This window comes from Helicobacter pylori (assembly GCF_030062585.1).
GTDB lineage: Bacteria > Campylobacterota > Campylobacteria > Campylobacterales > Helicobacteraceae > Helicobacter > Helicobacter pylori_CN.
The window spans coordinates 795,794-809,230 of the sequence record NZ_CP071935.1; the positions used below are offsets into that span (position 1 = coordinate 795,794).

At 39.1% G+C, this 13,437-nt stretch carries 9 protein-coding genes; 8 read left to right on the forward strand and 1 reads right to left on the reverse strand.

The window, feature by feature from the left end; genetic code table 11:
- Positions 1-7 precede the first annotated feature (7 nt).
- The 3 genes from gyrA to flgR are packed head-to-tail and all read left to right on the forward strand — an operon-like array spanning position 8 to position 4,106.
- The gene (gene gyrA / locus J5F42_RS03730) at positions 8-2,491 is read left to right on the forward strand and encodes a DNA topoisomerase (ATP-hydrolyzing) subunit A (protein ID WP_283491584.1); all 2,484 of its coding nucleotides are present in this window, start codon (positions 8-10) and stop codon (positions 2,489-2,491) included.
- Positions 2,491-2,964 (forward strand): hypothetical protein, encoded by a 474-nt coding sequence (locus J5F42_RS03735; RefSeq protein ID WP_198929632.1) that lies wholly within the window; start codon positions 2,491-2,493, stop codon positions 2,962-2,964. The genes gyrA and J5F42_RS03735 overlap by 1 nt, the downstream gene beginning before the upstream one ends.
- Positions 2,961-4,106 carry a transcriptional activator FlgR gene (flgR, locus tag J5F42_RS03740; RefSeq protein ID WP_097699258.1) on the forward strand — a complete coding sequence of 382 codons (1,146 nt, stop codon included), beginning with the start codon at positions 2,961-2,963 and terminating at the stop codon, positions 4,104-4,106. The genes J5F42_RS03735 and flgR overlap by 4 nt, the downstream gene beginning before the upstream one ends.
- A 650-nt stretch (positions 4,107-4,756) precedes the next feature.
- Here the strand turns inward: flgR and uvrA are convergent.
- On the reverse strand, positions 4,757-7,582 hold the full coding sequence (uvrA, locus tag J5F42_RS03745; protein ID WP_283491585.1) for an excinuclease ABC subunit UvrA: 2,826 nt from the start codon (positions 7,580-7,582) through the stop codon (positions 4,757-4,759).
- 175 nt (positions 7,583-7,757) lie between these two features.
- On the opposite strand from uvrA, the gene hopE reads away from it, so the two are divergent.
- The 5 genes from hopE to J5F42_RS03770 all read left to right on the forward strand — a co-directional run bounded on the left by hopE (position 7,758) and on the right by J5F42_RS03770 (position 13,329).
- Positions 7,758-8,579, forward strand: a complete 822-nt coding sequence (hopE, locus tag J5F42_RS03750) for a Hop family outer membrane protein HopE (protein ID WP_079332205.1) — start codon at positions 7,758-7,760, stop codon at positions 8,577-8,579.
- A gap of 175 nt (positions 8,580-8,754) precedes the next feature.
- Positions 8,755-9,681 (forward strand): 16S rRNA (cytosine(1402)-N(4))-methyltransferase RsmH, encoded by a 927-nt coding sequence (gene rsmH, locus J5F42_RS03755; protein ID WP_097699260.1) that lies wholly within the window; start codon positions 8,755-8,757, stop codon positions 9,679-9,681.
- A 20-nt stretch (positions 9,682-9,701) separates the two neighbouring features.
- The gene (locus tag J5F42_RS03760; protein ID WP_283491586.1) at positions 9,702-10,046 is read left to right on the forward strand and encodes a hypothetical protein; all 345 of its coding nucleotides are present in this window, start codon (positions 9,702-9,704) and stop codon (positions 10,044-10,046) included.
- A 151-nt stretch (positions 10,047-10,197) separates the two neighbouring features.
- Positions 10,198-11,100 carry an SAM hydrolase/SAM-dependent halogenase family protein gene (locus J5F42_RS03765; RefSeq protein ID WP_283491587.1) on the forward strand — a complete coding sequence of 301 codons (903 nt, stop codon included), beginning with the start codon at positions 10,198-10,200 and terminating at the stop codon, positions 11,098-11,100.
- Positions 11,101-11,322: 222 nt separating this feature from the next.
- Complete coding sequence (locus tag J5F42_RS03770; protein ID WP_283491588.1) at positions 11,323-13,329, forward strand: porin family protein; 2,007 nt, start codon at positions 11,323-11,325, stop codon at positions 13,327-13,329.
- The last annotated feature ends 108 nt before the right edge of the window (positions 13,330-13,437 follow it).

Genomic DNA, 13,437 nt, shown 5'->3' on the forward strand with positions numbered 1-13,437 from the left:
GAGACACATGCAAGATCATTTAGTCAATGAAACAAAAAATATTGTAGAAGTGGGGATTGATTCTTCTATTGAAGAGAGCTATTTGGCTTATTCCATGAGCGTGATCATAGGGCGCGCCTTACCGGACGCTAGAGACGGCTTAAAGCCTGTGCATAGGCGTATTTTGTATGCGATGCATGAATTAGGCCTTACTTCCAAAGTCGCTTATAAAAAAAGCGCTAGGATCGTGGGTGATGTGATTGGTAAATACCACCCCCATGGCGACACCGCAGTTTATGATGCGCTAGTGAGAATGGCACAAGATTTTTCCATGCGTTTGGAATTAGTGGATGGGCAGGGCAACTTTGGCTCTATTGATGGCGATAACGCCGCAGCGATGCGTTACACTGAAGCCAGAATGACTAAGGCGAGTGAAGAAATTTTAAGGGATATTGATAAGGACACCATTGATTTTGTGCCTAATTATGATGACACCTTAAAAGAGCCAGATATTCTACCAAGCCGTCTGCCTAACCTTTTAGTCAATGGGGCTAATGGGATCGCCGTAGGGATGGCGACTTCTATCCCCCCCCACAGAATTGATGAAATCATAGACGCTTTAGCGCATGTCTTAGAAAACCCTAACGCTGAATTAGATGAAATCTTAGAATTTGTCAAAGGGCCTGATTTTCCCACTGGTGGGATCATTTATGGCAAGGCGGGTATTGTTGAAGCCTATAAAACGGGGCGAGGGCGCGTGAAAGTGCGGGCCAAAGTGCATGTGGAAAAGACAAAAAATAAAGAAATCATCGTTTTAGATGAAATGCCTTTTCAAACCAATAAAGCCAAATTAGTGGAACAAATCAGCGATTTAGCACGAGAAAAGCAAATTGAAGGCATTAGCGAAGTGCGCGATGAGAGCGATAGAGAGGGCATTAGAGTGGTGATTGAATTAAAAAGAGACGCGATGAGCGAAATTGTCTTAAACCACCTTTACAAACTCACCACCATGGAAACCACTTTTAGCATCATTCTACTCGCTATTTATAATAAAGAGCCTAAGATTTTCACGCTTTTAGAGTTGTTGCGCCTTTTCTTAAACCACAGAAAAACCATTATTATAAGACGCACGATTTTTGAATTGGAAAAGGCTAAGGCTAGAGCGCATATTTTAGAGGGCTATTTGATCGCATTAGATAATATTGATGAAATCGTGCGACTCATTAAAACAAGCCCAAGCCCAGAAGCGGCTAAAAACGCCTTAATGGAGCGTTTTACTTTGAGCGAAATCCAAAGCAAAGCCATTTTAGAAATGCGTTTGCAACGCTTAACAGGCCTTGAAAGGGATAAGATCAAAGAAGAATACCAAAACTTATTAGAGCTTATTGATGATCTCAATGGCATTTTAAAGAGCGAAGAACGCTTGAATGAGATCGTCAAAACAGAGCTTTTAGAAGTCAAAGAGCAATTTTCTTCTCCAAGGCGCACTGAAATTCAAGAATCTTACGAAAGTATTGACACAGAAGATTTGATCGCTAATGAGCCTATGGTGGTGAGCATGAGCCATAAAGGCTATGTGAAAAGAGTGGATTTAAAAGTTTATGAAAAGCAAAATCGTGGCGGTAAGGGCAAGCTTTCAGGAAGCACTTATGAAGACGATTTCATTGAAAACTTTTTTGTGGCTAACACGCATGATATTTTGCTCTTTATCACCAATAAGGGGCAATTGTATCATTTGAAAGTCTATAAAATCCCAGAAGCAAGCCGGATCGCTATGGGTAAAGCGATTGTGAATTTAATCTCACTCGCTCCGGATGAAAAAATCATGGCAACCCTAAGCACCAAAGACTTTAGCGATGAACGCTCTTTAGCCTTCTTTACAAAAAATGGCGTGGTGAAGCGCACCAATTTGAGCGAATTTGAAAGCAACAGGAGTTGTGGTATCAGAGCGATTGTTTTAGATGAAGGCGATGAATTAGTGAGCGCAAAAGTTGTGGATAACAACGCTAAGCATTTGCTCATCGCATCGCATTTGGGCATTTTCATTAAATTCCCTTTAGAAGAGGTACGCGAGATCGGAAGAACTACTCGTGGGGTTATAGGCATCAAGCTGAATGAAAACGATTTTGTTGTCGGTGCGGTCGTTATTAGCGATGATGGCAACAAGCTTTTGAGCGTGAGCGAGAACGGGCTTGGTAAGCAAACTCTAGCTGAAGCGTATAGAGAGCAATCTCGTGGAGGTAAGGGGGTCATTGGCATGAAGATCACTCAAAAAACCGGCAATCTAGTGGGCGTTATCAGCGTGGATGATGAAAACTTGGATTTGATGATCCTTACTGCAAGCGCGAAAATGATTAGAGTTTCTATTAAAGATATTAGAGAAACCGGAAGAAATGCCAGTGGGGTAAAACTCATAAACACCGCCGATAAAGTCATGTATGTCAATTCTTGCCCTAAAGAAGAAGAGCCAGAAAATTTAGAAACCTCTTCGGTGCAAAATTTATTTGAGTGATGCGTTTCTTTTCATTCTGTTATTTTTTATTTTATTTTTTAGGGGTTTCTTTGCATGCCCTTAGCCCCCTAGAAAATCAAGAATTTTTAATTTCGTACCGCTTGAAAATCGTTGATTCTAGAGTGATGGGCGAAGAGTATTCTGTTTCTAAACCTATCGTTAGCCGCATTAAAACAGCCCCCTATGTTTTAGACTATCATTGCTCTATTATTACTAGCAACTTACCCAATTTGAAAAACCCCTTGCTCCAAATAAAGTTAGAACGCTTCCTTTTAGAAATAGCGTTAAAAAAAGAAAAAGAGCGAGTCATTGATTGCATTTTAAAAAGCCAAGTCGCTATCACGCATTATGATCATAGCTATAAAAACGGCACCACTACCACAAGCATTCTTAACCTCAAAGCCTTAAGCGTTAGAGCGAGTTTAGTGGGAGATGCGCTGTTTTTAGATATTTTTAGAAAGGAAGAAGAATGAAAATCGCCATTGTAGAAGATGATATTAACATGCGTAAAAGTCTGGAGCTTTTTTTTGAGCTTCAGGACGATTTAGAGATTGTGAGTTTTAAAAACCCTAAAGACGCTTTAGCCAAGTTAGATGAAAGCTTTGATTTAGTCATCACGGATATTAACATGCCCCATATGGACGGCTTGGAATTTTTACGCCTTTTAGAAGGCAAATATGAATCCATTGTGATTACCGGTAATGCGACCTTGAATAAAGCCATTGATTCCATTCGTTTGGGCGTGAAAGACTTTTTCCAAAAACCTTTTAAACCAGAATTGCTTTTAGAGTCCATCTATCGCACTAAAAAAGTTTTAGAATTTCAAAAAAAACACCCTTTAGAAAAACCTTTAAAAAAACCACACAAACACAGCTTTTTAGCCGCTTCAAAAGCGTTAGAAGAGAGCAAACGGCAGGCCTTAAAAGTCGCAAGCACGGACGCTAATGTCATGCTATTGGGCGAAAGCGGGGTGGGTAAGGAGGTTTTTGCTCATTTCATCCACGAGCATTCGCAACGCTCCAAGCACCCTTTTATAGCGATCAACATGTCCGCAATCCCAGAGCATTTATTAGAAAGCGAGCTTTTTGGGTATCAAAAAGGAGCGTTCACGGACGCCACAGTGCCTAAAATGGGGCTTTTTGAAAGCGCTAATAAAGGCACGATCTTTTTAGATGAAATCGCTGAAATGCCCTTTCAATTGCAAAGCAAACTTTTAAGAGTGGTTCAAGAAAAAGAAATCACGCGCCTTGGGGATAATAAGAGCGTTAAAATTGATGTCCGTTTCATTTCCGCTACCAACGCTAACATGAAAGAAAAAATCGCTTCAAAAAAATTTAGAGAAGATTTGTTTTTCCGCTTGCAAATCGTGCCTATAACTATCGCGCCTTTAAGAGAAAGGGTAGAAGAGATTTTACCCATTGCTGAAATCAAGCTTAAAGAAGTGTGCGACGCGTATCATTTGGGGCCAAAATCTTTTTCAAAAAACGCCGCAAAACGCCTTTTAGAATACTCTTGGCATGGGAATGTGCGAGAGCTTTTAGGAGTGGTGGAGAGAGCGGCGATTTTAAGCGAAGGATCAGAAATCCAAGAGAAAGATTTGTTTTTGGAAAGGTAGGGAGTTAGGGGGTTTTAAGGGGGATAATTATTCAAAACACTCTCTCCTTAAAAATAAGTTTTTATAATAAAGTAACTAAAACCCCATTTTTTATTAGTGTGCTTATTGTGTTTTAAACTCATTTATAGTAGGATTAGCTTGAAAGAGCTAAAGAATTAAATGCCTTTTCTTTTGTAATGGCTTGCGGAGTAGAAAAAATCGCATGCTTCTCTCTATAATCTATAATTGCTAACCACTTAATGATGATTTAACTTTCGCCCCTATTTTTCTTAATTTCGTGGCTCTCATTCTATTAATAATTTTTGTGTAGGATTAAGTTCAGTGAGTTTAGGGGTTCCCAAACCTACCCCTTGTAATTGAGCCATAAGGAGGAACGGTGGCTCACTCTCGCTATTTTATAAAGGTTTGAAACGCTATAGTTGGTGTCGCTTCGGTAATGGTTAGGGAGTGTTCCAATAGCCTCTGTTTTCCTTAATATTTTCTCATTTTTCAAACTCTCATGCAATGGATTTTAAAGGCATGGCTTCCTTGCTAACTCTTGCATGATCAAGCGGCTATTATCGCCTCTAGCCTTGTAATTTTCTGCTCTCTAATATTTGGCTGTCTGTTATTTTATTCAGCCTTACTTTAACAAACAAACCCCATGCAAGCTATTTCAATTCCAAAGCTAAAAATTTTCCCGTGTAGCTTTGGGTTTTTTCGCAATTTTGTGCCACCTCTAAAGGCGTGCCGCTCGCAATGACTTTCCCACCTTTATCCCCCCCATCAGGCCCCATGTCTATAATGTAGTCAGCGTTTTTGATAATGTCTAAATTATGCTCAATCACTAGCATGGAATTGCCTAATGCCACTAAAGAATGCAAAACCTGTAAAAGGTGATTCACGTCTTCAAAATGCAAACCGGTAGTAGGCTCATCTAAAATATAAAGGGTTTTGCCTGTGTCTTTTTTACTCAATTCTTTAGCCAATTTGATCCTTTGAGCCTCCCCCCCGCTTAAAGTCGTAGCGTTTTGCCCTAAAGTGATATAGCCTAAGCCCACATCTATAAGCGTTTTTAACTTCACAGCGATTTTAGGGAATTTAGCAAAAAATTCATAAGCTTCTTCCACGCTCATGTTCAACACATCGGCAATGGATTTGCCTTTCACCTTGATTTCTAAAGTTTGGGGGTTGTATTTAGCACCCTTACAGCTATCGCATTGGACTAACACATCAGGCAAGAAATGCATTTCTATTTTAATATCCCCATCGCCTTGGCATTTCTCGCACCGCCCCCCTTTAACATTAAAGCTGAAACGGCTCGCGCTATAGCCTAAAATTTTAGCTTCTTTTTGCTCGGCAAATAAAATCCTGATTTCATCCATCACTCCCGTGTAAGTGGCGGGGTTGCTTCGTGGGGTTTTGCCTATGGGGGCTTGATCTAAATAGATCACTTTATCTAAATGCTCCAACCCTACAATCTCCACCCCATTCAAGCTTTGAGCTTTTTTAGCATGGTTTAAAAGGGTTTGAGCGGTGGGCAAAAGGGTTTGTAAAATCAGCGAGCTTTTACCGCTCCCGCTCACCCCAGTAATGCACACCAATTGTTTTAAGGGGATTTGAACGCTCAAATTCTTAATGTTATTGATATTGACATTTTTAATTTCTAAAAAATGCTTTTCTTTAGGGAGTTCAAATTTAGGGCGCTCAATCTTTTTAGTGCCGTTGAGATACAAGGCGGTAGAATGGTTATTTTGCAATAACTCTTTCACGCTCCCGCTAAAAACCACTTCACCCCCATGCCTTCCAGCCTTTGGCCCAATATCCACAACAAAATCCGCATGCTTAATCGTCTCTTTATCATGCTCTACGACAATGAGCGTGTTCCCCTTTTTTTGTAAATTCCTAAGGGTGTTGATGAGTTTGAGCGTGTCTTTTTCATGCAAGCCAATGCTAGGCTCATCTAAAACATACAAAACCCCTGTCAAACCACTCCCGATTTGACTGGCGATTCGTATCCTTTGGCTCTCCCCTCCGCTAATCGTTCGCGCATCCCTCCCTAAAGTCAAATACCCTAGCCCCACATCGTATAAAAAAAACACCCTTTCTAAAATCTCTTTTAAAATGGGTTCAGCGATCTTTTTTTCTTGCTCGTTAAGATAGCTAAAATGCGTGGGATCATTAAAAAAATGATAAACTTCTTCAATGGGCTTAGTTAAAAAATCCGCCATTTTCAAGCCAGCGACTTGAACGCTCAAACTGGAGGCTTTCAAACGATGCCCCTCGCACGAAGAACAGGTTTTTTCGCTCATGTAATCGCTCAAATCCTTTTGCTCTTTAAACATGTCATAAGCGATTTGGATAATGCCTTTCCAAGGGCGTTTCAAGGGGCTGTTTTTAAAATGAAAGCTGATTTCAGTGCCATTCCCATACAAAAGAGCGTCCTGTTGCTCTTTATCCAATTCGTTAAAACAAAGCGCGCTGTCAATGCCATTATAAGCGCAAAAGCCTTCAAACATTTGAGCGTAATAACTGCGGTTATACCCAAAAATCACTTTGATCGCCCCTTGATTTAAAGGCGTGTTAGGATCTAAAATCTTACTAATATCTAGGCTAAATTTTGTCCCCAAACCCAAACAGCTCTCGCACGCCCCTTTAGGCGAATTGAAGGAAAAACTCAAAGGCTCTAATTCTTCAAAACTCATCTTGCACTTAAAACATGCCTTATGCTCGCTGTAATGCTTCCTAATGCTTGGCGCGTTGTCTTGCAAGATTTCCACTTCTAATTCCCCATAGCTTTCTTTAAGGGCTTTTTCTATTGCGCTAGCGATCCGTGAAGCATTTTCGCTATTGATAACCACCCTATCCACCACCGCTTCAATGGTGTGTTTTTTGGTTTTGTGCAAATGGATTTCTTCATCTAAACGCACCATCACCCCATCAACAAAAGCCCTCACATACCCCTTCAAACGCAAGCTCTCTAATTTATCGTTAAACGAACCTTTTTTATCTTTAATAATGGGGGCTAGAATAATGATTTTAGAATTTTCTTCTAAATGACAGATTTGAGAAATAATATCGCTCGCGCTCATAGAACTAATAGGCTCTAAACATGTGGGGCAAAATTGCTCCCCAACCCTTGCAAACAGCAACCTTAAATAATCATAAATTTCAGTGATCGTCCCCACAGTGGATCTAGGATTTTTAGAAGTGGTTTTTTGATCAATAGCAATCGCAGGGGTTAGGCCTTCAATTTTATCCACATTAGGCTTACCCACTTTGTCTAAAAATTGCCTAGCATAGCTAGACAAACTCTCTAAATAGCGCCTTTGGCCTTCAGCGTATAAAGTGTCAAACGCCAGAGTGGATTTACCCGAACCGCTTAATCCGGTAAAAACAACAAACTGGTTTTTAGGGATTTCTAAAAAAATATTTTTGAGATTATTTTCCCTAGCCCCTTGAATAATGATCTTATCCATAATGGTTTTATGTTGCAAGAGTTTCCTTAAAATTCCTTAAAATTAAGAAAGTGGATTAAAAGGAGCTATTATACTTCAAAAAAGAATGGTTTTATTATCATTTCTTATTCATAAGAGTTAAAAATATTTGCTTGATTAAGGATAAACATGCTATTATTTTATGAGACAATTTTAAAGATAGGAATGTAAAGGAATGGAATTTATGAAAAAGTTTGTAGCTTTAGGGCTTCTATCCGCAGTTTTAAGCTCTTCGTTGTTAGCCGAAGGTGATGGTGTTTATATAGGGACTAATTATCAGCTTGGACAAGCCCGTTTGAATAGTAATATTTATAATACAGGGGATTGCACAGGGAGTGTTGTAGGTTGTCCTCCAGGTCTTACCGCTAATAAGTATAATCCAGGACATACCAATATCAACTGGCATGCTAAATACGCTAATGGGGCTTTGAATGGTCTTGGGTTGAATGTGGGTTATAAGAAGTTCTTCCAGTTCAAGTCTTTTGATATGACAAGCAAGTGGTTTGGTTTTAGAGTGTATGGGCTTTTTGATTATGGGCATGCTGATTTAGGCAAGCAAGTTTATGCACCTAATAAAATCCAGTTAGATATGGTTTCTTGGGGTGTGGGGAGCGATTTGTTAGCTGATATTATTGATAAAGACAACGCTTCTTTCGGTATTTTTGGTGGGGTCGCTATCGGCGGTAACACTTGGAAAAGCTCAGCGGCAAACTATTGGAAAGAGCAAATCATTGAAGCTAAAGGTCCTGATGTTTGTACCCCTACTTATTGTAACCCTAACGCCCCTTATAGCACCAACACTTCAACCGTCGCTTTTCAAGTGTGGTTGAATTTTGGGGTGAGAGCCAATATCTACAAGCATAATGGTGTGGAATTTGGCGTGAGAGTGCCGCTACTCATCAATAAATTTTTGAGTGCGGGTCCTAACGCTACTAACCTTTATTACCATTTGAAACGGGATTATTCGCTTTATTTAGGGTATAACTACACTTTTTAAATAAAAGGGTATCTTTAAGCCCTTTTTAGTCTTTATTAAAAAGGATTACTAGTTTGAGTTTTCGCATCTTAAAAAGCTAAAATTGATTATAAAGAAACTTTTGAGCGTAACCAACAAAACCAATACCATTGAGTGGGCGTTTGGAAAATTCATCTAGGGGTTTTAAGGGGGTTGTTTGCAAGAAATAGAGAGTTTGCACCAAAGCGTTTTGTTGCAAGAAGTTTTGCAAGCGTTCGCACCTTTAGAAGAAGGGGTTTTGATAGATTGCACTTTAGGGTTAGGGGGGCATTCTAAAGCGATTCTATCCCAAAAACCGCACTTAAAACTCATTGGCATTGATAAAGATAAGTTCGCTCAAGAAATCGCTAACGAACGATTGAAAGCCTTTGAAGGGCGTTATAATCTCTTAAGTGGGGGTTTTGCCAAACGCTTTAAAGAAGCCCTAGAAACGCATAACAAGGAGATTAAAGGGGTTTTAGTGGATTTAGGGGTAAGCTCTTTACAGCTTGATGATGATAACAGAGGGTTTAATTTCCACTCGCACGCTCTGGACATGCGCATGGATTTAGAAGGCGATTTGAACGCTCAAAAAGTCATCAACTCTTATCCTGTAGTGGCGTTAGAAAAAATCTTTAAAGACTATGGCGAAATCAAAGAATACAAAAAAATCGCCCACAAAATTGCAGAAAGGCGCGCTAAAAAACCCTTTAAAGACGCTAAGGATTTGAGCGATTTTTTAAGCTCCCTTTCTAAAAATAAAAAAATCCATCCAGCGACTTTGGTGTTTCAAGCCGTTCGCATAGAAGTCAATAGCGAATTAGAAGAATTAAAAGAGTTTTTACAATGCGCTAGAAACCTTAAGGGAGCGATTTTGTGCGTGATTTCTTTCCATTCTTTAGAAGACGCGTTAGTAAAAAACGCTTTTAAGGATTACGCTAAAAATTGCGTTTGCGATCCTTTAAGTTTCAAATGCGCTTGCTCTAACAATCACGCTTTAGGCGAAATTTTAACCAAAAAGCCCATCACTCCAAGCCCAGAAGAAATTAAAAACAACAGGCGTTCACGAAGCGCTAAAATGAGGGTGTTTCAATTCAAGCCATGAGTAAGTTATATGAGTAAGCCATGAATATCAAAACCCATTCTTCAAATGAAAAAGAACGCTTTATACGCATAGAAGAGGACGAAAAGAAAGAATTGTTTGCTGGAACTGCAAATGAAAATTCGCATGGTCTTTCTTTAATGGCTTTAATAGGGGTATTGGTTTTTGGGGGCGCGTTTTTAGCTCTGTTAGCGCCTAAAATCTATTTAAGTAATAATATCTATTATATTAGCCGTAAAATCAACATCCTAGAAGATCAAAAACGCCTGCTTTTAGAAGAACAACAAATCCTAAAAAACGAATTAGAAAAAGAGCGTTTTAAATACTATATAGAAAATAGTGAAAATATTGGCGATATTGCATTTTAAATAAAACCCCCTATCTTAAGAGAGTCTAATTAATGCTTTATTTCAATACGAAATGTAAAGCCCTTTTTAAACCCTTAATGTTTAGAAAAAACCCCCTTAAATGGTATAATAAATGGGCTAAAAGCCCATAAAAGTTAATCAAGGAGTAACCATGAAAAAAACGATTTCAGCGTTGTTTTTATCAGCGTGTATAGGGTTATCGTCTGTTTATGCAGATAACGCCTTGATTTTACAAACCGACTTTAGCCTAAAAGATGGGGCCGTCTCGGCGATGAAAGGCGTCGCTTTCAGCGTTAATTCCAATCTTAAAATCTTTGATTTAACGCACGAAATCCCCCCGTATAACATCTGGGAAGGCGCTTACCGCTTGTATCAAACCGCTAGTTATTGGCCAAAAGGTTCGGTATTTGTGAGCGTAGTTGATCCGGGCGTAGGCACTAATCGTAAATCGGTGGTATTGAAAACTAAAAACGGCCAGTATTTCGTCTCGCCGGATAACGGCACGCTGACTTTGGTGGCGCAAACTTTGGGGATTGATAGCGTGCGTGAAATTGATGAAAAAGCTAACCGGTTGAAAGGTTCTGAAAAATCCTACACTTTCCATGGCCGTGATGTGTATGCTTACACTGGGGCGCGCTTGGCTTCTGGGGCGATCACATTCGAGCAGGTCGGGCCTGAGCTTCCCCCAAAAGTTGTTGAAATTCCTTACCAAAAAGCGAAAGCCACAAAAGGGGAGGTGAAGGGTAATGTCCCAATTCTTGATATCCAATACGGCAATGTTTGGAGCAATATCAGCGATAGATTGCTCAATCAAGCAAAAATCAAACGCAACGATATATTGTGTGTAACTATTTCTAAAGGTTCCAAGAAAAAATACGAAGGGAAAATGCCGTATGTTGCGAGCTTTGGCGATGTGCCAGAAGGCCAGCCGTTGGTCTATTTAAACAGCTTGTTGAATGTTTCCGTGGCGCTGAATAGGGATAATTTCGTGCAAAAACACCAAATTGAATCTGGCGCTGATTGGAATATTGATATCAAGAAGTGCACTAAGTAAAGCGTTGTTTAGAAAATTAAGGGGGGGTCAAATTTTAACTACCAAACTTTGATTAACACAGCCTAATTAATGATAAATAAACTATAAAACAAACGCTTGTTTTTAAAATTTTGTTTTAATATGAAACACTAATCCCTTGTAAAAGCTTTAAATTTCAAAAAACAAACAAACCATTCCCTTAAATTGTATAATAAAGGCACTATAAACTAAAAAGAGATAACCATGAGAAAACTATTCATCCCACTTTTATTATTCAGCGCTTTAGAAGCGAACGAGAAAAATGGCTTTTTCATAGAAGCCGGCTTTGAAACCGGGCTATTAGAAGGCGCACAAACGCAAGAAAAAAGACACACCACCACAAAAAACACTTACGCGACTTACAATTATTTACCCACAGACACGATTTTAAAAAGAGCGGCTAGTTTATTCACCAATGCCGAAGCGATTTCAAAATTAAAATTCTCATCTTTATCCCCTGTTAGAGTGTTGTATATGTATAATGGTCAATTAACTATAGAAAACTTCTTGCCCTATAATCTAAGCAATGTGAAGCTTAGCTTTACAGACGCTCAAGGCAATGTGATCGATTTGGGCGTGATAGAGACTATCCCCAAACACTCTAAGATTGTTTTACCTGGGGAGGCATTTGATAGTCTAAAAGAGGCGTTTGATAAAATTGGCCCCTATACTTTCTTTTTTCCAAAATTTGAAACCACTAGCACTTCTATTTCTGATACTAACACGCAGAGGGTGTTTGAAACGCTCAATAAGATTAAGACAAATCTTATAATGAAATATAGTAATGAAAATCCAAACAATTTCAACACTTGTCCTTACAATAATAATGGTAATACAAAAAATGATTGTTGGCAAAATTTCACCCCACAAACCGCAGAAGAATTCACTAATTTAATGTTGAACATGATCGCTGTCTTAGACTCCCAATCTTGGGGCGATGCGATCTTAAACGCTCCTTTTGAATTCACTAACAGCTCAACAGATTGCGATAATGATCCTTCAAAATGTGTAAATCCCGGAGTAAATGGGCGTGTTGATACTAAAGTCGATCAACAATATATACTCAACAAACAAGGTATTATTAATAATTTTAGAAAAAAAATAGAAATTGATGCGGTTGTTTTAAAAAATTCAGGGGTTGTGGGGTTAGCTAATGGATATGGTAATGATGGTGAATATGGCACATTAGGAGTAGAAGCCTATGCCTTAGAACCCCAAAAACTCTTTGGCAACGACCTTAAAACCATCAATTTGGCTGATTTAAGAACCATCTTGCATGAATTCAGCCACACTAAAGGCTATGGACACAATGGGAACATGACTTATCAAAGAGTGCCGGTGATGAAAGATGGTCAAGTGGAAAAGGATAATAGTGGCAAACCAAAAGATTCTGATGGCCTCCCCTATAATGTGTGTTCGCTTTATGGGGGTTCCAATCAGCCCGCTTTCCCTAGCAACTACCCTAATTCCATCTATCACAATTGCGCGGATGTCCCAGCTGGCTTTTTAGGGGTAACAGCAGCGGTTTGGCAGCAGCTCATCAATCAAAACGCCTTGCCGATCAACTACGCTAACTTGGGGAGTCAAACAAACTACAATCTAAACGCTAGTTTGAACACGCAAGATTTAGCCAATTCCATGCTTGGCACCATTCAAAAAACCTTTGTCACTTCTAGCGTTACCAACCACTATTCTTCAAGCGCTTCGCAAAGTTTTAGAAGCCCTATTTTAGGGGTTAACGCTAAAATAGGCTATCAAAATTACTTTAATGATTTCATAGGGCTAGCTTATTATGGCATTGTGAAATACAACTATTCTAAAGCCCTTAATCAAAAATTCCAGCAATTGAGCTATGGTGGGGGGATAGATTTGTTGTTGGATTTTATCACCACTTACTCCAATAAAAATAGCCCTATAGATATTCAAACCAAAAGGAACTTTTCTTCCTCTTTTGGTATCTTTGGTGGGTTAAGGGGCTTGTATAACAGCTATTATGTGTTGAATAAAGTCAAAGGGAGCGGCAATTTAGATGTGGCTACTGGGTTGAATTACCGCTATAAGCATTCTAAGTATTCTGTAGGGATTAGCGTTCCTTTGATCCAAAGAAAAGCTAGCGTCGTTTCTAATGGTGGCGATTACACCAACTCTTTTGTTTTTAATGAAGGGGCTAGCCATTTTAAGGTGTTTTTTAATTACGGGTGGGTGTTTTAAGTATAAAATCCATTAAGTGCGAAATCCATGACAGAAATAATATTTTTTTAAATAAAAGCCTTATTTTTGTCTCTTTTTCGTATAATAAGATTTAAGTTAGTATTGATA

Excerpts from the sequence above, each read along its gene's own strand:
- flgR (WP_097699258.1), top strand. The coding sequence starts at position 2,961 with ATGAAAATCGCCATTGTAGAAGATGATATTAACATGCGTAAAAGTCTG.
- J5F42_RS03770 (WP_283491588.1), top strand. The coding sequence starts at position 11,323 with ATGAGAAAACTATTCATCCCACTTTTATTATTCAGCGCTTTAGAAGCG.
- hopE (WP_079332205.1), top strand. The coding sequence starts at position 7,758 with ATGGAATTTATGAAAAAGTTTGTAGCTTTAGGGCTTCTATCCGCAGTT.
- J5F42_RS03735 (WP_198929632.1), top strand. The coding sequence starts at position 2,491 with ATGCGTTTCTTTTCATTCTGTTATTTTTTATTTTATTTTTTAGGGGTT.
- gyrA (WP_283491584.1), top strand. The coding sequence starts at position 8 with ATGCAAGATCATTTAGTCAATGAAACAAAAAATATTGTAGAAGTGGGG.
- J5F42_RS03765 (WP_283491587.1), top strand. The coding sequence starts at position 10,198 with ATGAAAAAAACGATTTCAGCGTTGTTTTTATCAGCGTGTATAGGGTTA.
- J5F42_RS03760 (WP_283491586.1), top strand. The coding sequence starts at position 9,702 with ATGAATATCAAAACCCATTCTTCAAATGAAAAAGAACGCTTTATACGC.